Source organism: Acidovorax sp. GW821-FHT09A11 (assembly GCF_059418365.1).
Map to the genome: position 1 here is coordinate 494,562 of NZ_JBWKPS010000002.1, position 24,204 is coordinate 518,765.

Here is a 24,204-nt window from a genome sequence, read left to right on the forward strand (position 1 = left end):
GTCGATGGGAGCCCTTGTCCGTGGAGACCTGGGCTATTCGCGTGCTCTCCGGCCCTAAGACGTGCGGCCAACCTGGGCAACTGGCGCAGCCCAGGCGAGGGCCGCCGCGCAAGGGCCGCCCAAGCTGCGCAGCGGCGTTTCACTTGCATGCGCTGGCGGCGTCTCCCTTCCCACATCGCGCAGCGATTCGAGAGAAGGGGGAAGGCGCGCAGCGCCTCAGGGGGTTGTCGCTGCTAGAACGGGAATGCGGGCGGCGCGTCTTTGACCGTGATCCACTGCCACTGCGTGTACTCATCGATGTCCGCAGGCCCACCCACGCTGCCCCCGTTGCCACCCACACCGGGGCCGCCAAAGGGATTGGTGCACTCATCGTTCACCGTCTGGTCATTGATGTGGACCATGCCCGCACGCAGCCGCTGGCCGATGGCCATCGCGCGGCCCATGCTGGGGCTGATGACGGCCGCAGCCAGGCCGCCCTGGCTCGTGTTGGCCAGTTGCACGGCCTCGTCGTCGGTACGGAAGGTGACGAGGTTGGCCACCGGGCCGAAGGGCTCTTCGTCAAACGAACGGACGCCGGGCTTGACGCCCGAGAGCACCGTGGGCTTGTAGCAAAGGCCCTTGTAGGTGCCCCCCGCTTCGAGCTTTGCGCCCTGGGCCACGCTGTCCTTGATCACCTTGTCGAAGCGCTGCAGCTGCTTGGCGTCGATCATCGGGCCCAGGGCCACTTGGCCGCTGGCGCCGTCGCCCACGGGCAGGTGCGTGGCCTTGCCCACCATGCGCTGCAGGATGGCTTCAGCAATCGACTCGTGCACCAGGATGCGGTTCGATGCCATGCAGATCTGCCCCTGGTGGAACCACGCGCCAAACGCGGCGGCGCTGGCCGCAGCATCGGGGTCGGCGTCTTCCAGAATGATGAGGTTGTTGGCGCCGCCCAGCTCCAGCGACACCTTCTTCAGGTGCTGCCCCGCCAGCGCGCCGATGCGGCGGCCCACGGCGGGTGAGCCGGTGAAGGCGATCATGGGCACGCGCTCGTCCACCACCAGCGCCTCGCCCGCCTCGGCGTCGCCGGGCACCACCTGCAGCAAGCCCTTGGGCAGACCGGCTTCTTCAAACACGCGGGCCATGATGAAACCGCCGCTCACCGGCGTGCGGGTGTCGGGCTTGAGCACCACCGCGTTGCCCAACGCCAGCGCCGGGGCCACCGAGCGCAATCCCAGGATGAGCGGGAAGTTGAACGGCGAGATCACGCCCACCACGCCGTGCGGCACGCGCCGGGCGATGGACAGGCGGCCGGGCGTGCTGGGCAGCACCTGGCCCTGTGCCTGCATGGGCAGGGCTGCGGCCAGGTGGCAAAGCGTGATGGCCTCGCGCACCTCGTGCTGGCCCTTGGGCACGATGCCGCCGGTTTCGCGGGCGACTGCCATGGCCAGCTCGTCAAAGTGCAGCTCAAAAATACTGGCTGCACGATGGAACACCGCCGCACGCTCGCGCGGCCCCGTGGCAGCCCATGCAGCCTGCGCTTGCTGCGCCCGGCCAATGGCGGCCTGCATCTCTGCCGCACTGGCAATGCCCACACGGCTGAGCACCTGGCCCGTAGCAGGCTCGACCGCGTCACGCGCTGTGCTCAGCGAAGTTTCCCACGCACCGTCAAAGGCCTTGCCCGCCCACAGGCGGTTGTCCAGCAGGCCTGGTTTTTCTGAAACACCCATTGCATTGCTCCTTGGTTGAAATCAAAACCCACCGCATTGCCGCGGCGGTGTGACCTCAAATTGCAACGGGCGTACCAGCCCCACGCGCCCCAACGCCGTTGAACACGCTCGACGGGGCTTTTTTGAGAGGGGACGCTACGGACTTTCCCTAGGCTGAAAGACGGCTGGCATGGGGGACTTTTTGCCACCAAATAGTTACCATTCATAAACAAATGGCCGCTTGCCAATTGCTCAAATGATCACTTTCTGATCCATTTTTGATGACTGCCGGAGAACCCATGTCCCGACGCCGTGTCTCCCTGGCCGATCTGAATCGCAGCACAGCCACCAGCCAGGCCGGGGGTTTGCTTGCCCCGACCGAGCCCTGTGCCCTGGGCGGGTTCGACACCGTCGGCGTGAGCCAGCACACCCACCCCACGGTGGCCGACATCAGCGAATGCCTGTTCTTCTCGCCCGGCGACGGGCGCATCTGGCTGCAAGACCAGCGCATGATCCTGCTGCACTCCGAGGCCCTGGGATCGCTGCGGCGCGAGCTGATCGACAGCATCGGCCTGGACAAGGCACGCGGCCTGCTCACCCGCGCGGGCTATGTGAGCGGCGCGCGCGATGCCCGCCTGGTGCGCCAGCAGTGGCCGAACGCCGAGCCCACGGCCGCGGCCATTGCGGGCACCCGCCTGCATGCGCTGGAGGGCGTGGTGCAGGTGGAAGTGGTGCACGCACGATATGACGCGGACAGGGGCGCGTACGAAGGCGAGTTCCTGTGGCACAACTCCAGCGAGGACGACGAGCACATTGCCGCCTATGGCGTGGGCGGATCGCCCGCGTGCTGGATGCAGGTGGGCTACGCCACGGGCTATGTGAGCACCTTGTTCGGCCACATGATCGTTTTTCGCGAGGTGGACTGCCGCTCGTCCGGCGCCGCGCACTGCCGCGTGGTCGGCAAGTCGGCCCACCTGTGGGAAGACCCCGAGCAGGATTTGTTCTACCTGAACGCCCAGGACTTTGTGGGCACCCCGCCCGCATCGCTGCCCCCCTCGATGCCAGAAGGGGCGCAGGGCAAGGCGCGCACCACCTACCTGGGCGTGCCACCGGGCAAAACCTCCGCGCCCCCCGCAGGCACCGCCGCCGAGCCCACGGCCCAAGCCACCATGGTGGGCGCCTCATCCGCCTTCAACGCCGCCTGCCACATGCTGCAGCGCGTGGCGCCCACCGCCGCCACCGTGTTGTTCACCGGCGAATCGGGCGTGGGCAAAGAGATGTTTGCCAGCATGCTGCACCGCATCAGCCCGCGCAAAGACCAGCCCTTTGTGGCTATCAACTGCGCGGCCATCCCCGACACGCTGGTGGAAAGCGAACTGTTTGGCGTGGAGCGTGGCGCCTACACCGGCGCAGGCACATCGCGCCCCGGGCGCTTTGAGCGCGCGCACGGCGGCACCCTCTTCCTCGACGAAATCGGCACGCTCAGCCTGGTGGCCCAGGGCAAGCTGCTGCGCGCTCTGCAAGAGGGCGAAGTAGAGCGCGTGGGCGGCACCCGCACCGTGCGCGTGGACGTGCGCCTGGTGGCCGCCACCAACGTGGACCTGCGCCAGGCCGTGCGCGAAGGCACTTTCCGCGAAGATTTGTTCTACCGCCTCAACGTATTCCCCATCCACCTGCCCCCGCTGCGCGACCGGCGCGACGACATCCCTTTGCTGATGAGCCACTTCCTTGCGCACTACCAACGCAAGCACCAGCGCCAGGTACCCGGCTTCAGCCAGGCAGCGGTGAAGGCGATGTTTCACTACCCGTTTCCCGGCAACATCCGCGAGCTGCAGAACCTGATCGAGCGCAGTGTGATTTTGGCCACCGATGGCGAGCCGATCGAGCCGCACCATTTGTTTGCCGGGGGCGAACAGCCGAGCTCGGACGTGATGTCGCTGCACCTGAATCCGAACAGCACGGGCACGCTGCATGCGACGGGGCAGCCGCAACGCGGAGTTGCCGCGGGCGCCGTTGCCCCGCAAAACCCAGCACCCCCACAGCCAACATCCAGCTGGAACCCGACACCCACCGCCACGCCAACGGTCGCGCCGCTGCATCAGGCCGAAGAACAATTGCTGCGGCAGGCGCTGCGCAGCGCGGGAGGCAATGTGGCGTCGGCGGCAAGGCTGCTGGGGATCAGCCGGGCGACGATGGCTTATCGGGTGAAGAAGTTTGGGATTTGAGGAAGGAACAATGCGAGCGGCTTGCAACGGTTGCGGTCACCCAAGCAGGTCACTTGGAAGACTGGTTCGGGCCCATGCCCAGCATTCGAAAACCTTCATGTGAACCAGTCATAAAACACCTCGATCTGGCTTGTAGCGACCAAAGCTTGGAGCGGAAAGACCCGCCAAGGAGTTGCGACCTCCATGTCATTGAGGCGAACTAACAATTGATCTCGTACAGCCGGCTTCACCTCCTGCCGCCAGTTCAGTACCTGGCCCCAGGTTGAACTCCCGTTCAAGTGCAAAGGAAACCGTGCGGTCTGAACTGAAGCGCTATAGGCCGTTGGAAAGAGCCGCCTATATGCCTGCAGGTTGTAGAGCCAGGAAACGCCGCGCACGGTTGTAACGCTGGGCTCAGTGCGCTGAACATGCGAAATCAGATCTTGCAGGTCGGCCCTCCTCGCACTGGAATTCTCAATAGCCAGCGGACTGGAATTGATTCCATCCGGCGCAACAAAGTGGATGCGCAAGGTACCGCATGCATCGGGCGGATCGTAAGAGAAACAGCCGAACGACCGTGTGACTTCGACGTAGGAAAGAGATCGTTGGAACCCGGCACATAAAGCGACTTGCTCGGCATGGTCATCGACCGCGCTTTTTACCCTGTCCAGAAAGAGATCCCACCTACTCGCGCCAGTGTCCCCCCACAGATTCAGCCTGCGTCGCAAGTTGGTACAGCGGTCAATGGCGACGTCGAACGGCACTGCTGCTTTCACCGCGTAGCACTTGGCAAATTTCAATTGAAGGGAGAAATAGTCCTCAAGCATGGATATGACGTTAGCACCGTCTTGCCAACTTCCGTTGCCGGGTGGCAGAGACTGCAGGGAGGTGAACGGCATTGCGGGGGGCTGTGCGTGAGACATGGCGCGGTCCTGCGGTGGGAGTGGCGTTGGGTGATGGGTAGGGAGGGCTATAGCGCATCCAGCCGCGTGCGCAGGTCAGCGGCATGGTCGCGCAGCGCATCGAGTTGCGGACCCTGCATTTTGGAGTTGCCTGTACACCATGCCCAGCCGGAAGCTCTGGCTCAACGTGGCATCGGCCAGGCTTGCTGCTGTCGCGCGCCACCCAGCGCAGCGGGCCGGTGTTGATGAAGGCGCCCTCCCACGGCATGGCCACGGGGGCAGCGTAGCGCAGCATCACGGCCCAGCGGCCACGGCAGCGCCAGCGCGCGCTACGGGGGCGAGCAACGGTACGGCCTGCGGGGCAGGCACCGCCAACATCACAGCGTCGTAACGCTGGTGGAGTGGGCCATGCTCTGCGGAGGTGATGGTCCAGCCGCCCTCGGAGCAGTCCAGCCGCTGTACGGTGGTTCGCCACTGCGCCAGCGCACGGTCGCCCAGGCTCTGCACCAGCCACGCGGCGGGCGACGTCATGCGCGGTGTGCCCACAAACCGCTCCAGCGGAGTGTGCGGCGTGGTCCATATGCTGCCGTCAAAACTGGCCAGGCGGGCATCCCACACTGCGGCCACGCCCGCCCGCTGCCAGTGGGCCACCTCCGCACGAAAGGCGGGATCGCGGGCGGTGAAATACTGCGCGCCGTGGTCGCACTGCCAGGCACCGTGCTCCTCTTCAGGGCAACGGGTGCTCATGCGGCCGGAAGGTCCACGGCTTTTGTCAAACACATGCACCATGTGGCCTGCCTGCAGCAGCGCCTGCGCACACGACAGACCTGCCAGGCCTGCGCCAATGACGGCACTGGTTTGTGGCGCAGGGAGCCTCATGATTTTGGGTCGGTGCGTTCGTGGGTCACCCAGATCAGCGCCTGGGTGTCGATGCCCCAGGACGTTGGCACGGGCGATGAGCTGCTCGCGCACGGCGGGGCCAGTTGTTTGGTGCGCGACAAGATCCAGCAGTAGCTGAGGTCGGGCCCCACCACCAGCGCCCATTGGTAGTCCGCATCCAGCGCGGCCACGTGGTAGCTGCCGTAGAACGGACCAAAGAACGACACCTTGAGCGACGCGGTGTTCGCATCGCCGGTGAACTTCGCCTTGCCGTCCGCCTGGCGCCAGCCATTCTTGCCGGTGTCAAAGCCCCAGTTGCACACGCACGCTGTCGTCCCCCTGACGCTGGTAGGTGGCGCTCACGTCCGTCATGCCGCGTTCAAACGAATGGTCGAGCCGGGCGACTTCGTACCAGCAGCCTTCGTAGCGGGCCAGGTCGAACGGGGTGAAGGGTGTGATGCCGGGGGGTGGGCTGGCGGATGAGCAGCCAGTGAGGGCCAACACCATGGCAACCATCACCAGCAACACGGACCGGTGGGCTCAGGGGAACAATCGGGGCATAAATTACCAAGCAGTCGCAAAACAAACCAAATGGCAACTCGATGGGATTTCCGTGCGGTGTCGGATGGCCTCTGGCACGTCTGGCCCATACCGTGCCCCGTAAACTTGCACCATGGCTCTTCAAATCACTGTGTATTCCAAGTCCGCCTGCCCGCAATGCGAGTCGGCCAAGATGCTCCTCAAGTCGCGCTCGCTGCCGTATGAGGAAATCAAGATCGATGACGAGGCCGAGCGCCTGGCCTTTTATGCCAAGTGCGGGCCCTCAGTGCGGCAGATGCCACAGATCTTTATCAATGACCAGCGCGTAGGTGGACTGGCCGGGTTGCAGGCAGCGTTGGCGCAAATCGCCCCGCAGAGCCCAGCTTAACGGCCTGAACTACCGGTACTGCGCCGCGGTGATGAACTCGCTGAAGGTCTCACACCACACGATCACGGTGTTGAACTTCGTAAGGTCCACGCCCTGCGGCACCGGGACGATGAAGTTGTTGAACGTCTTCACATCCCCCACGCGCAGCATCTGGGGCTTGAGGCGCTTGAATTCGGCCTCGGTCTCGACAAACTCGGGCGACAGGTAGAGCTTGTAGTCCGGCCCCGGGGCCAGCTTGCCCAGCAGGCTGACGGCCTGCGGGCCGAGGGACACGGCGCCCTCGCCCCAGTGCAGGGCGTCGCTGTCTTTCAGGTCACGGCGGAAGGTGGCCGTCCATTGGGCGGTGGGCAGGCTGGATTGGATCTCCTGCTGCGTGGGCGCATCCGGCGCTATCAAGATCGGCAGCACATACACACCCAGCGCAAACCCCAAAGCCAGGGCAAGCAGGTGCGAGGCGATGAGCAGCAGGGGTTTCATGGCGAGGGGTTGAGTGGTGTGGGCCCAATGTACCGCGCAGCGCCCTCGCCTTCAACGCTGCGCGACTCCCCGCTCCATCCGTTCAGGATGCGCGTGCCAGAAACCCGTCTACCAGCGCGTAATGCGCCGGCACATTGAGCGCGGGTGCATGGCCGCAGCCGGGCACCTCCACCACCTGCGCCAGCCCGCGCGCGCCGGGGCCCCGCGTGAGCATCTCGGCGGTGGTCTCGCGCAGCACCAGGTCGGATTCCGCACCGCGCAGGCACAGCACGGGGATCTCCAGCGCGTCGTAGTGGTCCCAGATCAGATAGTCGTTGGTGTGGTGCGTGAACTGCTGCACCATGGCCGGGTCGTAGTGCGGCGTCACGCGGCCGTCGGGCAGGCGCCGGGTCGAGGTCTCGGTCAGGCGGCGCCACTGCGCATCGCTGAGCCAGCCGTAGGGCTGGTACACCTGCCGGAAGAAGGCTTCCAACTCCATCACGGTGTCAAACGAGGGCGGGTGGCCCGCATAGGCCTTGATGCGCTCGAGCGCGGCATCCGCCAGGCGGGGCGCGTTGTCGTTGAGCAGCAGGCTGGTGATCCGGCCCTTGAGCTGTGGCTGGAACAGGCCCGATGCGCACACCGTGCCGATCGCTCCACCCATCGACGTGCCCACCCAGTGCGCCTTCTCGATGCCCAGCTGGTCGAACAGGCCGGCCGCGATGCGCGCGTAGAACGACAGGCGGTACTCGTCCTGCGGTGCCCGCGCCCACTGGCTCAGGCCCCGGCCGATGGTGTCGGGGCAGATCACGCGGTAGCGCGGGGCGAGGTGCGCGGCGAGTTCGTCCATGTCGCGCCCGGTGCGCGCCAGGCCGTGCCATGCCACCACCACGGGGGCATCGCGCGCCCCCCACTCCATGTAGTGGATTTCATAGCCGGCGCAGGTGGCGTAGCGCGAGATGGGGGACATGGTGGCAACCTTTGGGAACAACAGATGGAAAACAGGTGGCGGCCGGCTACTTCATGAGGCGGCCATTGCTGCCAATGACGGTGACCTCGACATAGCGCGAGCCGATGCGGTTGGTGGGCGAATAGCCCAGCGTGATGCCGCCCAGGTCATAGCTCTGCATCGACTCCAGCGCCTTGACGACCTTGGTGCGCGTGGGCAGGGGCCCGGCGCGGCGCAGGGCTTCGACCAGTACCTTGGCGCCCAGGAACTGCTCGAAGCTGGTGTAGTTGACCTCGGCATCGGGTGCGTATTTCTTGAGCAGCGACTGGTACTCGCGCACCACCGGCAGCTGAGGCCGGTAGGGGTACGGCACCACCTGGCTGATGCCCAGGCCGTGCGCGTTTTTCAGGCCCGCCAGCTTGACCAGTTCGGTCGGATCCACCACGGAGATGTTGTACAGCTGCGCGCCGCCGCCCTGCTCGCGGTAGCGCTGGATGAACGCGGCCGCGGGCTTGTTGACGGCGATCATGATGACGGCATGCACGTCGGCCGCCTTGATGGCCTTCACGGCATCGTCCACCTTGTCGGTGTTGCGTTCATAGCCGGCCGCCACCACGAGCTTGAGGTTGCGCTTGGCCAGCGCCGCCTCCACGCCCGCCAGGCCCGCCTTGCCAAAACCGTCGTCCTGGTACATCACGGCCACGCGGTTCATGCCCAGCGTGGTGAGCTGCTGGACCATGTGTTCAGTCTCGTCCGCATACCCGGCGCGCACATGGAAGATCCACGGGTTGAAAGGGTTGCGCAGGGATTCGCCCCCCGTGTAGGGCGCCACCAGCGCGGCGCCGCCCTGCTCCAGCACGCCGTCGGCCAGCAGCTGGGTGATGTTGGCCGTGCCCGCGAAACCGTACAGCGCCACCACCTCGGGCCTGGCCAGCATCTCGCGGGTCAGCTTCACGGTGTCGTCCACCTTGTAGGCATCGTCCACCACCGCCTGGCGGATGGAGGCGCCATGCACGCCGCCCTGGGCGTTGACCCAGTCGAAGTAGATCTTGCCGCCCAGCACCATCTGCGCGCCGGTGCTGGCCAAGACGCCCGACAAGGGCGCCACCTGCCCCACCACGATCTCGGCGGCACGCGCGGGCGCAGCGCCGCCAGCGGCGCCAAGCGCCAGCACAACGGGCACCGCCAGCGCCGACGCCATGCGGCGGCCCCAGGTCTTCATCACAGCGTTCATACATCCATCCTTTGCGCCAGAAACACATGGCCCCGGCGCCACGCCCACCGCGGGCGCGGCACACGGGGTGATTCCCTCTTTCGCCAGCCGGGGGCCCGCGTCAGTCGGGGATGGAGATGGCGCCTGCCGCAATGGCAATGGCATTGGCCGCAGCGGGCACGGTGGCCAGTGGCGGCACGTTGGCGGCGGTGATGGCCGGCGCGCTGCCGGGTGTGCCGCCCCGGGGCACGGTGCGCACCACCTGGCTGGCGGGCAAGGCCTTGCCATTGGCCAGGTGCTCGTACACGGCATCGAGCGCGTGGTTCAGGTACACGTGCAGCGGTACGTAGCGCGTGTCGTAGCCCGGCAGCACCGTGGGCAGGCCGATGAAGCTGTCGAAATGCTGGGCGTTGGCCACTTCCACATAGCTGAGCCGGCTGGCTGCGCCCTCGATCTTCCTGTTCAACGCGGCATAGGGGCGCGAGGTGTGGCTCACGGGCAGCAGCGCATCGGCCCGGCCGTGCACGATGACGGCGGGCTTGCCCCGCAGGTTGCCGTTGCGGCGGGTTTCATCCACGCCGGCCTGCAGCTTCCTGGCCGCTGCGTCGGTGCCGGTGACCAGGTTGCGCAGGCACAGCGCGCCCGCCGTGTTCCAGTCGGCCACGCCCGCGTCCGAGAACGACAGGAAGTCGCGCGCCGGGCCCAGCTTGCCCAGGTTGTTCACGAGGTTGATGCCACCGGAAGGCGGCACGCCGTTGCCGGTGGCGAACATGCCCGGCAACGCTGCGGCCGCCAGGGGCACCACCGCGCCCGTGGTCGCCGTGGCCGCGTAGCTGAAGCCGCACAGGTGGTCCTTCACGCTGCTGCGCGAGAGGCTGTTGGCAAAGGTCACCGCCACGGCCGGGGCCACTTCGAACGCGGCCAGCGAGGCATGCAGGTCGTTCGACTCGGGCTCCCAGCCATAGGCGCGCAGCTTTTGCAGCGCCTCTTCGGCCTGCGCTGCGGTGGTGGAGGCCGACAGCAGCCCCGCCGTCTTGAGCGCCGCGCAGCGGTTGGGCGCGATGGGCAGCGCCGCGCTGGCAAACCCGGCCGCGAACGCCGCGGCGAAGGGGCTGGCGCTGACCGACGGCGCCAGCGATGCACAGGCCTGGTACAGGTTGGCGTAGGTGGTGAAGTCCACCAGCGTCTTGCCCGTGACCGCCACCTCGGTGCTGCCACGGCGCACCGTGACGCCAGGGTTGGCGGGCAGCTCCAGCGCGGGCTCGGACACGGCCACGCCGCTGATCAGGCCCTGCGTGTCCTGCTCGGCGGCGGCGATCGCCGCGCCGCCACCGTTGGAAATGCTGGACGCAATCACGATGGTGTTGCGGGGCGTGAGCGTCTTCAGGCGCTGGCCGGCCGCGTTGGTCTCGCCGTGGCGCTGGTTGAGGACGTAGTAGCCGAACTCCACCGCCTGCAGCGTCGTGGTGCCCCAGTCCTTCTCGGCGTTCTGGCCTGAATGGGCATGCTTGAAGGCGAAGCGGTCGGGGGTGGCCTTGTTGAAGGCCGCGAGCTCCGATGCCGTGAGCCCGGCATTGAAGGCCGCATCCTTGCCCGCCGCGGTGGCGGTGGTCCGGGTGCCGTCGATGAGCGGCACGGTGTCGTTCTGCAGGTCGTGCGGCGCACCGCCCGTGCCCTTGTCCGAATACGCCACGGCGCAGCCGCGCTTGAGGCCCCACTCGCCCGTGGAGATGCCGCCATACACCCCGCGCGAGCCCGACGTGGTCGCGGTGATCATGCAGGGCTTCCTGGGATCGAAGCTCGCAGGCACCTGCACCATCAGGGTGACATTCTTGCGGCCCGTGCCGTCGTCGGCGAACGCGATGTACTCGGTGCCCGCCACCTTGCCCTCGCCCGCCGTGACCTTGCCCTGCGCGTCCACGTTGGGGCCGTACAGCAGGCCGTAGCCACCCGCGGCCGTCATGTCGAGCATGGCGCGGTAGTTGGTGTGGATGGCCGTGCGGCGCAACTCGGCGGCGGTGGGCTTGAGCGGGTCGGCATAGGCGGGCGGCAGCGCCGCCGCCATGCCGGTGGCACCGAGGCCCGCGGTCAACAGGTCGTTGCTGCTGCCGTCATAGGCAGTCTCGGCAATGGCGCCCAGGTATGCGGGCTTTGCATTGAGGGGGACGTGCTCGCCATCCCCACCGCCACAGGCGGCGAGAACGGCGGCTGCCACCGCGGCGGGAACGAACGGACGAAACCCTGTCTTCATGCTCATCATGTGCTTGTCTCCTGGTATTTTTCTTCGCGTTGCTTCTTGCACAGCTGACCCACGCCCCTTCCGCACCAGCCCGCGTGCGGGAAAGGGCCGCCTACCCCGCCTTGCGCGCAGCTGCCGCGCGCAGGCGCCCCACCACACCGGTAGGAAAGTAATACACCGACAGAACGAACAGCACGCCCAGCCACAGCAGCCAGCGGTCCGGCGAGAGCAGCGCAGACAGCCAGGGCAGGCCCGAGGTGGCCTCGTGCCCCAGGCGCAGCAGGTCCTGCAGGTAGCTTTGCGCCACCAGGAAGAGCACGGCGCCGATGGCCGATCCGTAGATGGTGCCCATGCCGCCGATCACCACGATGAGCAGGCAGTCCATCATGATTTCGAAGCTGAGCGAGGTGTCGGGTCCGTTGTAGCGCAGCCAGAGCGCGAGCATCGCGCCCGCCATGGTGGCGAACAGCGCCGACAGCACGCTCGACGTGGTGCGGTACACCACCACGCGGTAGCCGATGGCCTCGGCGCGGAACTCGTTCTCGCGGATGGCCTGCAGCACGCGGCCGAACGGTGAATTGACGATGCGCAGCAGCGCCAGCACCAGCGCCACCGCCGCGACGAACAGCAGGTAGTAGCAGATCAGGCGGCCGTCGATGGCCACGCCCAGGAAGGGCTCTTCAAAGGGCTCGAAACTGGGCGACAGGATCTCGGGCACCTTGAAGGTCAGGCCGTCTTCGCCGCCGGTGATGTCCGACAGCTGCGAGGCCAGCGTCTGGAACGCCGCGGCAACGGCCAGCGTGATCATCGCGAAGAAGATGGCGCGCACGCGCAGCGAGAACAAGCCCACTGCCAGCGACAGCAGCAGCGACAGCAGCAGCGCGCCGCCAATGCCCACGCCCAGCGCCATCCAGGTCGGCCCCAGGCGGGTGGTGGCCACCGCGATGCCGTAGGCCCCGATGCCGAAGAACATGGTGTGCGCGAAGCTCACGATGCCGGTGTAGCCCAGCAGCAGATCGAAGCTGGCCACCAGCACCACGAAGATCAGCACCTTGGCGGCCACCGACAGCGCCTTGACGCCCGGGAACAGGAAGGGTGCAAACGCCAGCCCGATGAGGATGGCCACCAGGATCACCGCGAGCACCTTGCTGCGCGGGTAATCGTTGGAAAGAAGTCGGTTCAGCATGTCTTGGGGCTCCTCTTCAACGGTTCGCGACCGGGTACACACCCTGCGGACGCCAGAGCAGGATCGCAACCATCAGCGCGATGTTGGAGAACAGCGCCACCTTGGGCACCAGGAAGCCGGTGTAGTTGGCCATGAGCCCCACCAGCAGCGCGCCGATGAGGGCGCCGCCCGTGGACCCGAGGCCGCCGATGATGATCACGATGAAGATCAGCACGTTGACCTGCGCGCCCATCTGCGGCACCACGTTCTGCTGGTACAGGCCCCACATCACGCCACCCAGGCCCGCCAGGGCCGAACCCACGACGAACACGCCGATGAACAGGCGGCGGATGCGGTAGCCCAGGCTCTCGACCATCTCGCGGTCCTGCACGCCGGCGCGGATGAGCAGGCCGACCTTGGTGCGCGACAGCGTCCAGGCCAGCACGGCGAACACCAGCAGCCCCACGGCCACGGCCACCAGGCGGTATTTCTCGATGGCGGCATCGCCAATGAGCAGCGAGCCACGCATGCCCTCGGGCAGCGGCAGCGGGATCTGCGCGGGGCCCCAGATGACCTTGATGAGTTCTTCACCAATGATCATGCCGCCCATGGTGATGAGGATCTGCTTCAAGTGCTGGCCGTACACGGGCCGCACGATGAAACGCTCGAACGCCAGGCCCACCGCGCCCGCCACGGCCATGGCCACCAGCATGGCGGGCAGCACGGCCAGCAGGTTGCGCCACAGCTCGGCGCTTTGCGTCCAGTCGCCCATGGTGCCCAGCACGCTGGTGGCCACGAAGGCGCCCAGCGCGATGAACACGCCGTGGCCAAAGTTGAGCACGTCCATGAGGCCGAACACCAGCGTGAGGCCCGAGGCGATGATGAAGATGATCATGCCCATGGCCAGCCCCGCCACCGTGAGCGTGAGCCAGGTGCTGGGCGAGCCGATGAAGGGCAGCACCAGCAGTGCCAGCGCGGGCACCAGGGCCAGGGGCTTCCAGTCGAAGTCGCGGGTAATGCTCATGCCCGGTCTCCTTGCGTGGCAAGCAGCGTGCGCGCAAATGCTATATTTTTAATAGCTATCAGCGCTTTACCATCATGCGCCAGTGGCCAAAAAAGCTTGAAATCTGGTGTGAAATTCATAGTGCCAACCCCAGCAGCGACCGCTGCAGTGCCTCGTCCTGCGCCAGCGCGGCCATGCTGCCCGCATGCACCACCTGGCCGTTGTCCATCACGGCCACGGTGTCGCCGAGCCGCTTCGCGAAGTTGATGTTCTGCTCCACCAGCAGGATGGTCACGCCGCTCTTCTTGAGCTGGTCGAACGCCTCGATCATGTTGTTGATGATGGCGGGGGCGAGGCCCTTGCTCGGCTCGTCCACGATGAGCAGGTCGCGCGGCTCGACGATGGCGCGGCTCACGGCCACCATCTGCTTTTGCCCGCCGCTGAGCTTGCCGGCCGGGTGGTTCCAGAATTTCTCCACGGCCGGGAAGAGCTTGAAGATCCATTCGAGCCGCGCCGTGTCCATCTGCGCTGCGTTCTTGGCGCCGCGCGCGGCCAGCAGCATGTTTTCCTTCACGGTCAGGTCCGCGAAGATGCCCATGTTCTCGGGCACGTAGGCGATGTTCATGCCCGCGATCTGCGGGGTGTTCAGCGCCGTGATGTCCTTGCCCCCGAAGTGGACCGAGCCCTGGGACGCATGCCACAGGCCCATGATGGTGCGCAGCGTGGTCGTCTTGCCCGCGCCGTTGCGGCCCAGCAGCATGGTGAGCTGGCCCTTGGGCACGGCCAGGTCGACGCCGTGCAGGATGTGGTACGCGCCGATGTGGGTGTGCACGCCCTTGAGTTCGAGCAGGTTGCCGGTATTGTTGTTGGTGGTGGTGGTCATGCTGCCGCCTCCTTCGTCACGCCCAGGTAGGCCTCTTGCACCACGGGCGAGGCGATCACTTCTGCCGGCGGGCCGTCGGCCACCAGGGTGCCGTTGGTCAGCACGATGATGCGGTCGGCCAGCTCGCGCACCACGTCCATCTTGTGCTCCACCAGCAGGATGATCTTGGTCTTGTCTTTTTTCAGCTCGCGGATCAGGTTCAGGATCACGGGCGCCTCGTCGTGGCTCATGCCGGCCGTGGGCTCGTCGAACATGTAGACCTGCGGCTCCAGCGCCATGAGCAGCGCCACTTCGAGCTTGCGCTGGTCGCCGTGCGGCAGGCTGGCCACGGGGGTGTCGCGGCGCTCGTGCATGGCCACCGTGTGCAGGATGGCCAGCGCCCGTTCGGTCAGCGCGCGGTGGTCGCTCCAGATGCTCCACAGGTTCAGGCCCCGGCGGTGCTTGCCCTCCTGCGTGGCCTGCACGGCCAGGCGCACGTTCTCCAGCACGCTGAGGTTCGGGAACAGGTTGGTGAGCTGAAACGCCCGGCCCAGGCCCGCATGCGTGCGCGCCGAGACCGACTGGCCCGTGAGGTCCTGCCCGCCCAGCGTGACGCTGCCCGCCGTGGCGCGCAGCTGCCCCGAGATGAGGTTGAAGTACGTGGTCTTGCCCGCACCGTTGGGGCCCACGATGGCGGTCAGCGTGCCGGGCTCGAAGGAGCAGGTCACGGCGTTGACCGCCACGTGGCCGCCGAAGCGGATGGTCAAGTCCTTGGTGGCCAAGGTGCTCATGGGTGGTGTTTCACTTTCACGGTCGTCGTCATTTCATTCAAAGAGGCCGGCAACCCAGCCCTGCGGCGGGATGCCAAGACCTGCACTGCGTTCCCATCGTCAACAGTCTCCGCACCTGGCGCGGGCGAAACCAGCAACCGCCGCGCAAGGGCCGCCCAAGCTGCACAGCGGCGTTTCTCCTGCGTGCGCTGGCGCCTCCCCTTCCCGAATGGCGCAGCCATCCGAGAGAAGGGGGAAGACGCGAAGCGGCTCAGGGGGTTGTACATGCTTCAGCAGGTACCGATCACGTAGTACCCGGGGCTGGTCTGCTTGAGCGTGGTGGTCACGAACACGTTCCACCAGCCCATGCCCTGGTTGGAGCCCAGGGCATACGCGAAGCCCGCATAGGCGTACGCCCGGCCCGCGAGGGTGTGCGCATAGTTGCTGGCCGTGGTGCAGGTGCCCGTGCCGCCACCCGGCGCCGCCAGCGTGGTGCCGGATGCCGCCGCGGACACGGCGCCTTCGGCTCCGTTGGCATCGGCGGCACGCACGGTCCAGCTGTAGGTGGTGGAAGCGGCCAGGCCGGTGTCGCTGTAGTTCGTGGCGGTCACGGGCAGCGCGTTGACCTTGTTGGCGTTGCGGTACACGTTGTAGCTGGCAGCGCCCGAGACGGCACTCCAGGCAATCGCCATGCTGCTGGCGGTGGCGCCCGAGGTGCTCACGCCCGTGGGGGCAGGCAGGTCCACCGGCGGGTTGGTGGTGCCGCCGCTGGAGACCCGGTCCACCATGGCCTTGATGGCCGCCATCTGCGGACCAGACTTCTTGGCGTAGTTAGCGTTGTCGTAGCCCCACCAGTCAAAGCAGCTGTTGGTGGCGGCCGTGCTGGTCTGTGGGTACAGCATCACCATGTTGTTGGTGTCGGCCCAGCGGTTGTAGCCCGTGTTGCGCACGTACTGCTGCTGCACATCGCTGATGTTCTGCTTGCAGCCATGCAGCACCACATGCAGCTTGCAGGTGGCGCTGCCGCCCGCCTGGCAGGCCTGCGGCACATAGGCCCAGCCCGTGGCGGCCATGCCGTGGTTGGAGATGAATTCGCTCTGGTTGAACTCGATGAAGTTGCCGGTGGGCAGCGCCGCGTTGTTGCGCGCATTGAGCGGGCCGTACAGGTGCTGCAGCATGGCACCGGCCAGGTCGAAGTTGCAGTTGCTGATGTAGGGCGCTGCCTTGGTGGTGCAACCGTTGCCGTAGTCGTCGGTGACCATGGCGTGCTCGGCCGCGATGTCCTTCTTGTAGACCACGTTGGCGGCCGGCACGAAGCTGTTGTAGTAGGTGCGCAGGGCATCCATCACGCCGGTCTTGACCGCACTGTCGAGCGTGCCCGAGAACAGGTAGACCTTCGAGTTCTGCAGGTTGGCCACGGGGTCGATGGCGCCTTGGCTGGCCCAGGTGTTGGTGGTGCTGACCAGCGTGCTGGTGGGAATGCCCGCCGGGCTGGCCATGCAGCGCCCCGTGGCATTGACGACCGAGCCCTCGGCGCAATAGAACGGCCCGCCCGCGACCACGCCCACGCCCTTGGCAAACGTGGCCGAATACGCCACGTGCAGCTGCACGGCCATGAAGCCGCCAGCCGACAGGCCCGACACGGTGGTCTGCGTCTTGTCGATCTTGAGCGCGGGCAGGTTGACGGCGGCCATCGCGCCGCCCGCTGCGCACATTGAAATTACAGCCCCTGCTGCAGCCGCCCGGATGAAATTGAAAGCCATGTTGTCTTGTCTCCAAATAATTTTGAGAAAAACCGACCCTGCCCCCGTGTGATCCGGGGGTTCATGCATCAATTCACTGGAAAAAGAGGGGCGGCCGCCCCTGCGGGATGAACCCCGAAGGAGCAGGATGGTTGTCCTGTCCGTCGGGCCTCGCTAACGCATCGAAAAAACCGGCCTATCGCTTGTTGCGGATCGGCACGTTCATTTCTTCAGGCTTGATCTCGCGCACCAGCTCGGGCACGCCCCAGGCGAAGGCCGGGTCCACCTTGATCTTGAAGTGGTACATGCTCTGCATGGCCTGGTGGTCTTCCTTGCGGAAGGTCATCTTGCCCTTGGGGGTCTCGAAGCTCATGCCCTCCATGGTCTTGATGAGCTTGTTGGTGTTGGTGTCGCCGTTCGTGGCCTTGAGGGCCGTGACCAGCGCCATGGCGGAGCTGAAGCCGCCGGCGGTGAAGAAGTCCGGCGGGGTCTTGAACTCCTTGTAGTGCGCGGCCACCATGGCTTCGTTCACAGGGTTTTGGGGGATGCCGAAGTAGTAGTACGTGGCGCCTTCCATGCCAGGGAAGTTCTTGTACGCGGCCATGGCGGGCAGGATGTTGCCGCCCGTGGCGATCTCGATGTTGTAGCGCTTCAAGTCCATGTCGGCGATCTTGAAGGGGTTGCCCGCGCCGGCCCAGATGATGAAGATGACCTTGCGGCCGGGCACGTCCTTGAGCTTGTCGATCAGGCGCTGGGCACCGGCAGTGAAGTCGGTGGTGGTCGTGGGCAGGTACTCCTCGTGCACGAGCTTGGCGTTCTTGAGCGCGTCCTTGAAGGCCTTCACGCCGTCGCGGCCGAAGGCATAGTCCTGCGCCAGCGTGGCCACGGTCACGCCGGCCTTGTCGACGGCCACGGCGTTGGAGATGGCATCCTGGCTGCTGTTGCGGCCGGTGCGGAAGATGTACTTGTTCCACTTGTCGCCGGTGATGGCGTCGGCCACGGCAGGCTCCACCAGCAGGATCTTCTTGTATTCCTCGGCCACGGGCAGCAGCGCCAGGGCCACGCCCGAGGACGTGGGGCCGACGGCGATGTCGGCCTTGTCGTCCGAATACGCCGAGGCCAGCAGGCTCTTGCCCAGGTCAGGCTTGCCCTGGTCGTCCTTTTCAATCACGACGAGCTTCTTGCCATTGACGGTCATGCTGCCGCCGGTGGCGTAGTTCAGGCCCATCAGCAGGCCGGTCTGGGTCTGCTTGCCATAGGCCTCCAGCGGGCCGGTCTTGCTGTAGATGTGGGCGATGCGGATTTCCCCGGCCTGGCCGAAAGCGGGGGTGGAAAGCGTGGCGGCGGTGACGGCAGCGGTGGCCAGGGCGACCAGGGTGCGACGATGCATGGCGATGTCTCCTTGTTGTGATGCCTGAACATTGCACAGTTCATGCCAGCATGCAAGCTGTTGATTTGTATAAAAACCCTGCTGACGCCTGCGGGACATAGTCTGATTTTTGAACAATCCAATTGTAGAAATATCAGACATATGTCTGATATTTATTCAGGGTTTTCCAGACGTCCATACAGCGTGGCCCGCGAGATGCCCAGTTGCCGTGCGGTGGCGAGCTTGTTGCCGCCATGGGCTTTCAGGGTCGCCGCGATGGCGCGCCGCTCCAGCTCGGCCACCTGCTCGGCCAGCGGACGCAGGTAGCGGCTTTCGTCCTGGGCATCGGCCATGGAAGCCGTGTCCAGCACCGGCGCGGGAGCGGCCGGCTCCACGCCGGCCTCGCGCAGGACACGCTCGAGCTGGGCGGCGTCGATGGACGGCGAGTCGCTGCGCATCACGGCCTGCTCCAGCACGTTGCGCAGTTCGCGGATGTTGCCGCGCCAGGGCTGGCCCGCCAGCAGCGCCATGGCATCGGGCAGCAGCTCGGGCGGGGCCGTGCTGTTGCGCAGCGCCAGGTCTTCACCCAGCGCCTCCACCAGGGCCGGGATGTCGGTGCGCCGCACGCGCAGCGGCGGCACGCGCACGGGCAGCACGTGCAGGCGGTAGAACAGGTCCTCGCGGAACTTGCCTTCGCGCACCAGCGCGGCCAGGTCGCGCGACGTGGCGGCCAGGATGCGCACGTTGAAGGGCACGAGCTTGTTGGAGCCCAGCGGCTCGATCTCGCCCTCTTGCAGGGCCCGCAGCAGCTTGGCCTGCAGGCTTTGCGGCATGTCGCCGATTTCGTCGAGGAACAGCGTGCCGCCGTCGGCCAGCTTGAACTTGCCGTCGCGCCCCTTGCGGTCGGCACCGGTGTAGGCCCCGGGGGCCACGCCAAAGAACTCGGCCTCCAGCAATGTGTCGGGCACGGCGGCAATGTTGACGCTCACGAACGGGCCGCTGGCGCGGCTGGATGCCGCGTGGATGGCATGGGCCAGCAGCTCCTTGCCTGTGCCCGTCTCGCCGAGCAGCAGTACTGGGCTGCTGGACTGCGCCGCGCGGCGCGCCTGGCGCTTGACCTCGGCCGCCGCAGGGCTGGAGCCAATGAAGCTGGCAAAGGTGTATTTGGCGCGCCGCTCGCCGTCGCCCGCTACGGCCAGGGAGCGGCTGCGCTGGCTGGCCAGTTCGCGCCGCGCGTCGTCCAGGTCGCGCTGCAGCAGCGCGAACTTGCTGATCAGCGGCTGCAGCGTGGTCTCGGGGTGGTCGAACAGCACGATGCCGATGGCGCCGATCACGCGGTCGGCATCGTCGCGCAGCGGGATGCGGCTGACCACGAAGGTGCCCGCCTTGTTGGTGAGCAGGTCGATCAGCACGGGCTGGCCGGTCTCCAGCACACGGCGCATCTGGGTGTTGGGGATCACCTCTTCCACCGTGCGGCCCACGAACTGGTCGACCGAGGAGAACCCCAGGTCGGGCAGAAAGCGCTGGTAGCCTTCGTTGACCCACACGATGCGCCCGCTGCGGTCCACCAGGAACATGCCCTGGCTGACGCTGGAAAACAGCTGGAACATGGACCGCGCCGCCAGTTCGAGAATGCCCTGGGCATCCAGCGGCAGTGCGGGGGCGTCGTCGGTGAGCAGGGGCATCCACGGATGGTAGCGCGGCGCGGCCGCCACAGGCGCCACGGGCCCGGCGCAGCGCCTCGAACCCGCGCCGCCAAATACTATCAAATCAATAGCATTTTGCGCTTATTCCTTCAGCGCTAGCGGCCATTTTCATTCAAGATCAACGCCTTCTGCCCGGTGGTGGTGCCGTCCGCAGGGCGCTGCGCGCGCACCATGCGCAGGACCACCATGGGCTGGATGGCGGCCAGCGCCTCTGCCTCTCGCACGGCCAGGGGCTGGTCCACCAGGATGCAAGGCTTGCCCGTACGGCGGCAGTGGTCCTGCACCCGCCAGTACTCGTCATGGCTGATGCAGCCGGTCTGGCAGATCACCAGGTCGGCCGCGGCCAGGTTGGCGTCGAGCGCCGAGCCCGCGGGCGCCCCGCGCAGGGCGCCGGCCGGGGCATGCACGCGGGCCGCCGCAGCGCCGCTGGCGGGAACCGCATCGGCCTGTGCCGCAAGCCGCCAGCGCAGGCATTCGCGCGACAAGCTCGCGATGCGCTCGGCGAGCACGCCGATGTGGAGCGCCATGGCCTTGCGGCGGGGCAGGCCGGGGTGCGCGGCCTTCATCCGCTCCAGTTCATCCCGCGCCATCGCCAGGCGCGTGTCCCGCACGATGACCTGGGCGCGCAGCCGCACCACCTGGCGCTGCAGTGCCTCGATCTGCGCGGCCTGGGCGGCCATGGCGGTGCTGCAGCGCTTCTGTGCATCGCCCAGTTGGCGGCAGAGCGCCAGAAACTCCTGCGGAAGTGATTGCATGCACCATCCTTGCAAATAAGAACTATTCGCATTTTATGGTACGATTCACGGCTTGTGAGCACGCAAGTCACCTTGGTGGGGAAGGCAACGGGGGCATGAAACCCTTGTGGTCTGGCTTGCGAAATCCGCCGTCTGCACCAGCCGGTGCCCGCATGAAAAAACCGCGCCATGTGGCGCGGTTTTCTTTTTTGCGAGCCTTTGTGTGTATCAGCGCTCCAGCGCCGCCAGCTTGCGTGCCGCCCAGCGCCGCAGCAGGCGCGGCACGATGAGCACGGACAGCACGATGACGATCAGCGTCAGCGAACCGGGGCGCTCCAGGAAGATCGTCCACTTGCCTTCGCCAATCGACACGGCGTTGCGCATCTGCGCCTCGGCCAGAGGCCCCAGGATCATGCCCACCACCACTGGAGCGGCCGGGAAGTCGAAGCGGCGCATCACCACGCCCAAGAGGCCGATCGCATACAGCAGCACCAGATCGAACGCGCTCTGGCGCATGCCGTACACGCCCAGCGTGGAGAACACCAGGATGCCCGCGTACAGGTACGACTTGGGAATCTTGAGCAGCTTCACCCACAGGCCCACCAGCGGCAGGTTCAGGATGAGCAGCATCACGTTGCCGATGTACATAGAGGCGATCAGTGCCCACACCAGCGCGCCATTGGTGTCGAACAGCTGCGGGCCGGGCTGGATGCCGTAGTTCTGGAACGCACCCAGCAGGATGGCCGTGGTGTTGGACGTGGGAATGCCCAGCGTGAGCAGCGGGATCAGCGTGGCCGTGATGGCCGCGTTGTTGGCGGCCTCGGGGCCCGCCACGCCTTCGATGGCGCCGGTGGTGCCGAACTCTTCCTTGTGCTTGCTCAGCTTCTTTTCAGCGGCGTAGCTCAGGAAGGTCGGGATCTCGCTGCCGCCCGCGGGCACGGTGCCGAACGGAAAGCCGATGAAGGTGGCGCGGATCCATGCGGGCCACGAACGCCTCCACTCCTCCTTGGTCATGTGCGTGCTGGTCAGGCGGTTCTGGGTTTCGTCGGTCTTGCCTTCGTACATCACGTTGTACAAGGCCTCGCCCACGGCAAACAGGCCCACGGCGATCAGCACCACCTCGATCCCGTCCATCAGCTCGGGCACGCCACCGGTGTAGCGCGCCTGGCCCGAGATCTGGTCGATGCCGATGAGGCCCATGGCCAGGCCGACGAACAGCGCCACCATGCCGCGCAGCGTGCTCTTGCCCAGCACCGCGCTCACGGTGGTGAAGGCCAGCACCATCAGCATGAAATACTCGGGCGGGCCCAGGCGCACGGCGTATTCAGCCACCAGGGGGGCAAAGAACGTGACCAGCACGGTGGCGATGGTGCCCGCCACGAACGAGCCGATGGCGGCGGTCGCCAGCGCCGCGCCCGCACGGCCGTTCTTGGCCATCTTGTTGCCCTCCATGGCGGTGACCATGGAGCCCGCCTCACCGGGCGTGTTCAGCAGGATGGACGTGGTGGAGCCGCCATACATGGCGCCGTAATAGATGCCCGCGAAGAAGATCATGGAGGCCGTGGCCTCGACCTTCACGGTGATGGGCAGCAGCATGGCCACCGCCACGGCCGGCCCGATGCCGGGCAGCACGCCCACGGCGGTGCCGATCATGCAGCCCACGAAGGCCCACATCAGGTTGATGGGAGTGGCAGCGGTGGCAAAACCCTGCATCAGGAGGTTCAACGTTTCCATGGCGTGCAGGCTTTACAGCCACCCCGTGTTGGTGAGGCCGGGCAGGTTGATGGCCAGCAATTGCGTAAACATCCAGAACACCGGCGCGGCCACGGCCACGCCAATGAGGGAATCCTTGATCCAGGCCCGCAGGCGCAGGTCCAGCTCGCCTTCCGAGCTCTTGAAGCCCCGCACCGACAGCACGAAGCACAGCGCGCAGCTCAGGATGAAGCCCAGCGTCGTGATGAGCAAGGCATTGAGCAGCAGCCCGGCCGACACCCAGATGAAGCCCTTCCAGTGGGCGCGCTCGTCGCCCGAGCCCTCTTCCAGCTCACGAAAGCCCCCGGTCAGTGCATGCACCACGCAGAGCACGCCGCAGATCAGCAAGGCGATGCTGACCACCCAGGGAAAGAAATTGGGGCCCACGCCGCCGTAGCCCGCCTCCGAGCTGACCGTGCTGGCACCCCAGGCCAGAAACAGCGCAAGCACCACCAGGCCCGCCCCTATCAGGGTCTGCAAGGGCTTGGAGCGCGATGAATGTTGTTGTGTCATGTTTTTCCTTCACCGGGCGGGCAGCAAGGCCGCGCACCCCGCAGGGGCCGCGCAGCCGAGGCCTAACTTGCTGGCCTCAGATCATCCCCGACTTGGCCATGGTGGCGCGCATGCTGGCGAACTCGGCATCCACGAAGTTGGCGAACTCGTCGCCGGCCATCCATGCGGGGGTCCAGCCGTTCTTCTCCATCGCATCTTGCCAGGCCTTGTGCTTGAAGGTCTTGGACAGGGCCTCGATCAGCGCCTTGCGCTGCTCGGGAGTGATGCCAGGCGCGCCGTACACGCCGCGCCAGTTGCCGATTTCCACGTTGATGCCCTGCTCCTTGAGCGTGGCGACGTTCACGCCCTTCAGGCGCGAGCCCGAGGTGACGCCCACGGCGCGCATCTTGCCCGCGGTGATGTACTCGGCGAACTCGCTGTAGCCGCTGCCGCCGACCGTGACGTTGCCGCCCAGGATGGCGGCGGTGGCCTCACCACCCCCACGGAAGGCCACGTAGTTGATCTTGGCGGGGTCCACGCCCACTTCGCGGGCGATCATCGCTGCCGCGATGTGCTCGGTGGAACCACGCGAGCCACCGCCCCACTTCACGCTGCCGGGATCCTTCTTGAGCTGGTCCACCACGTCCTTCATGGACTTGAAAGGCGAATTGGCGGGCAGCACGAACACGTTGTATTCGCTGGTCAGGCGCGCGAGCGGGGTCACCTTGTCCAGGCCCACGGGCGGCTTGCCCGTGATGATGCCGCCCAGCATCACGGCGCCCATCACCATCAGGGCGTTCGGGTCGCCCTTGCTGGCGTTGACGAACTGGGCCAGGCCGATGGCGCCAGCGGCGCCGCCCTTGTTGTCATAAGACACCGACGACGCGACGCCTGCATCCTGCATGGCCTTGCCCAGCGCACGGCCCGTGGTGTCCCAGCCACCGCCGGGGTTGGCGGGAATCATCATCTTGATGGCGTGGGCGCTCTGGGCCGATACCGGCAGCACGCCGGCGGCGGCCATGGCAGCCAGTGATTTCAGAAACATATCGCGACGCATGGTGTCTCCTTGTAAGGTTTGCGAACCGTTCGATGATGCGCGCGCTGCCTGTCAAACGGCTGTCCTGCGACTCAGGGAAAACACCCATACGGCG

Annotated in this window: 22 protein-coding genes; 2 read left to right on the forward strand and 20 right to left on the reverse strand. The window is 66.4% G+C overall.

The window, feature by feature from the left end:
- Positions 1-233: 233 nt before the first annotated feature.
- Positions 234-1,709, reverse strand: coding sequence for a benzaldehyde dehydrogenase (locus AC07PV_RS06325; RefSeq protein WP_494629739.1), 1,476 nt, complete (start codon positions 1,707-1,709; stop codon positions 234-236).
- Positions 1,710-1,987: 278 nt separating this feature from the next.
- Between AC07PV_RS06325 and AC07PV_RS06330 the strand changes: the two genes are divergently transcribed.
- The gene (locus AC07PV_RS06330) at positions 1,988-3,913 is read left to right on the forward strand and encodes a sigma 54-interacting transcriptional regulator (RefSeq protein WP_494629740.1); all 1,926 of its coding nucleotides are present in this window, start codon (positions 1,988-1,990) and stop codon (positions 3,911-3,913) included.
- Between the two features lie 95 nt (positions 3,914-4,008).
- Here AC07PV_RS06330 and AC07PV_RS06335 read toward each other — a convergent pair whose 3' ends face one another.
- The 4 genes from AC07PV_RS06335 to AC07PV_RS06350 form a co-directional block, all read right to left on the reverse strand.
- The gene (locus AC07PV_RS06335; protein ID WP_369642124.1) at positions 4,009-4,791 is read right to left on the reverse strand and encodes a hypothetical protein; all 783 of its coding nucleotides are present in this window, start codon (positions 4,789-4,791) and stop codon (positions 4,009-4,011) included.
- Positions 4,792-5,088: 297 nt separating this feature from the next.
- Positions 5,089-5,673: an NAD(P)/FAD-dependent oxidoreductase gene (locus AC07PV_RS06340; RefSeq protein WP_494629742.1), complete on the reverse strand. Its 585-nt coding sequence runs from the start codon at positions 5,671-5,673 to the stop codon at positions 5,089-5,091.
- Positions 5,670-5,996, reverse strand: coding sequence for a lipocalin family protein (locus tag AC07PV_RS06345; RefSeq protein WP_494629744.1), 327 nt, complete (start codon positions 5,994-5,996; stop codon positions 5,670-5,672). The genes AC07PV_RS06340 and AC07PV_RS06345 overlap by 4 nt, the downstream gene beginning before the upstream one ends.
- Positions 5,977-6,180 carry a lipocalin family protein gene (locus AC07PV_RS06350; protein ID WP_494629746.1) on the reverse strand — a complete coding sequence of 68 codons (204 nt, stop codon included), beginning with the start codon at positions 6,178-6,180 and terminating at the stop codon, positions 5,977-5,979. The genes AC07PV_RS06345 and AC07PV_RS06350 overlap by 20 nt, the downstream gene beginning before the upstream one ends.
- 166 nt (positions 6,181-6,346) lie before the next feature.
- On the opposite strand from AC07PV_RS06350, the gene AC07PV_RS06355 reads away from it, so the two are divergent.
- Positions 6,347-6,601 (forward strand): glutaredoxin family protein, encoded by a 255-nt coding sequence (locus AC07PV_RS06355; RefSeq protein ID WP_218294064.1) that lies wholly within the window; start codon positions 6,347-6,349, stop codon positions 6,599-6,601.
- A 9-nt stretch (positions 6,602-6,610) separates the two neighbouring features.
- Here AC07PV_RS06355 and AC07PV_RS06360 read toward each other — a convergent pair whose 3' ends face one another.
- The 15 genes from AC07PV_RS06360 to AC07PV_RS06430 form a co-directional block, all read right to left on the reverse strand.
- Complete coding sequence (locus AC07PV_RS06360) at positions 6,611-7,078, reverse strand: DM13 domain-containing protein (RefSeq protein WP_492246071.1); 468 nt, start codon at positions 7,076-7,078, stop codon at positions 6,611-6,613.
- 82 nt (positions 7,079-7,160) lie between these two features.
- The gene (locus AC07PV_RS06365) at positions 7,161-8,027 is read right to left on the reverse strand and encodes an alpha/beta fold hydrolase (protein ID WP_494629747.1); all 867 of its coding nucleotides are present in this window, start codon (positions 8,025-8,027) and stop codon (positions 7,161-7,163) included.
- A 46-nt stretch (positions 8,028-8,073) separates the two neighbouring features.
- Complete coding sequence (locus AC07PV_RS06370; RefSeq protein WP_494629748.1) at positions 8,074-9,240, reverse strand: ABC transporter substrate-binding protein; 1,167 nt, start codon at positions 9,238-9,240, stop codon at positions 8,074-8,076.
- Between the two features lie 100 nt (positions 9,241-9,340).
- Complete coding sequence (locus tag AC07PV_RS06375; protein WP_494629860.1) at positions 9,341-11,470, reverse strand: D-(-)-3-hydroxybutyrate oligomer hydrolase; 2,130 nt, start codon at positions 11,468-11,470, stop codon at positions 9,341-9,343.
- 100 nt (positions 11,471-11,570) lie between these two features.
- Positions 11,571-12,644: a branched-chain amino acid ABC transporter permease gene (locus tag AC07PV_RS06380; protein WP_494629750.1), complete on the reverse strand. Its 1,074-nt coding sequence runs from the start codon at positions 12,642-12,644 to the stop codon at positions 11,571-11,573.
- 16 nt (positions 12,645-12,660) lie between these two features.
- Positions 12,661-13,647: a branched-chain amino acid ABC transporter permease gene (locus AC07PV_RS06385; protein WP_494629751.1), complete on the reverse strand. Its 987-nt coding sequence runs from the start codon at positions 13,645-13,647 to the stop codon at positions 12,661-12,663.
- Between the two features lie 115 nt (positions 13,648-13,762).
- Complete coding sequence (locus AC07PV_RS06390; protein ID WP_369642118.1) at positions 13,763-14,509, reverse strand: ABC transporter ATP-binding protein; 747 nt, start codon at positions 14,507-14,509, stop codon at positions 13,763-13,765.
- Entirely contained in the window at positions 14,506-15,279 is a 774-nt protein-coding gene (locus AC07PV_RS06395) for an ABC transporter ATP-binding protein (protein WP_218294056.1), read from the reverse strand. Before AC07PV_RS06395 ends, AC07PV_RS06390 begins: the two co-directional genes overlap by 4 nt.
- Positions 15,280-15,548: 269 nt before the next feature.
- Positions 15,549-17,021 (reverse strand): extracellular catalytic domain type 2 short-chain-length polyhydroxyalkanoate depolymerase, encoded by a 1,473-nt coding sequence (locus AC07PV_RS06400; RefSeq protein ID WP_494629753.1) that lies wholly within the window; start codon positions 17,019-17,021, stop codon positions 15,549-15,551.
- 175 nt (positions 17,022-17,196) lie between these two features.
- Entirely contained in the window at positions 17,197-18,390 is a 1,194-nt protein-coding gene (locus AC07PV_RS06405) for a substrate-binding domain-containing protein (RefSeq protein WP_494629754.1), read from the reverse strand.
- 152 nt (positions 18,391-18,542) lie between these two features.
- The gene (locus AC07PV_RS06410) at positions 18,543-20,054 is read right to left on the reverse strand and encodes a sigma-54 interaction domain-containing protein (protein WP_218340750.1); all 1,512 of its coding nucleotides are present in this window, start codon (positions 20,052-20,054) and stop codon (positions 18,543-18,545) included.
- Positions 20,055-20,170: 116 nt separating this feature from the next.
- The gene (locus tag AC07PV_RS06415; RefSeq protein ID WP_494629755.1) at positions 20,171-20,830 is read right to left on the reverse strand and encodes a DUF2325 domain-containing protein; all 660 of its coding nucleotides are present in this window, start codon (positions 20,828-20,830) and stop codon (positions 20,171-20,173) included.
- A 207-nt stretch (positions 20,831-21,037) separates the two neighbouring features.
- Complete coding sequence (locus AC07PV_RS06420) at positions 21,038-22,543, reverse strand: tripartite tricarboxylate transporter permease (RefSeq protein ID WP_218340748.1); 1,506 nt, start codon at positions 22,541-22,543, stop codon at positions 21,038-21,040.
- 12 nt (positions 22,544-22,555) lie between these two features.
- A complete protein-coding gene (locus AC07PV_RS06425) occupies positions 22,556-23,074 on the reverse strand; it encodes a tripartite tricarboxylate transporter TctB family protein (RefSeq protein ID WP_218294050.1) in 519 nt (172 codons plus the stop codon).
- A gap of 76 nt (positions 23,075-23,150) precedes the next feature.
- The gene (locus tag AC07PV_RS06430) at positions 23,151-24,110 is read right to left on the reverse strand and encodes a Bug family tripartite tricarboxylate transporter substrate binding protein (protein ID WP_218294049.1); all 960 of its coding nucleotides are present in this window, start codon (positions 24,108-24,110) and stop codon (positions 23,151-23,153) included.
- Positions 24,111-24,204 lie beyond the last annotated feature (94 nt).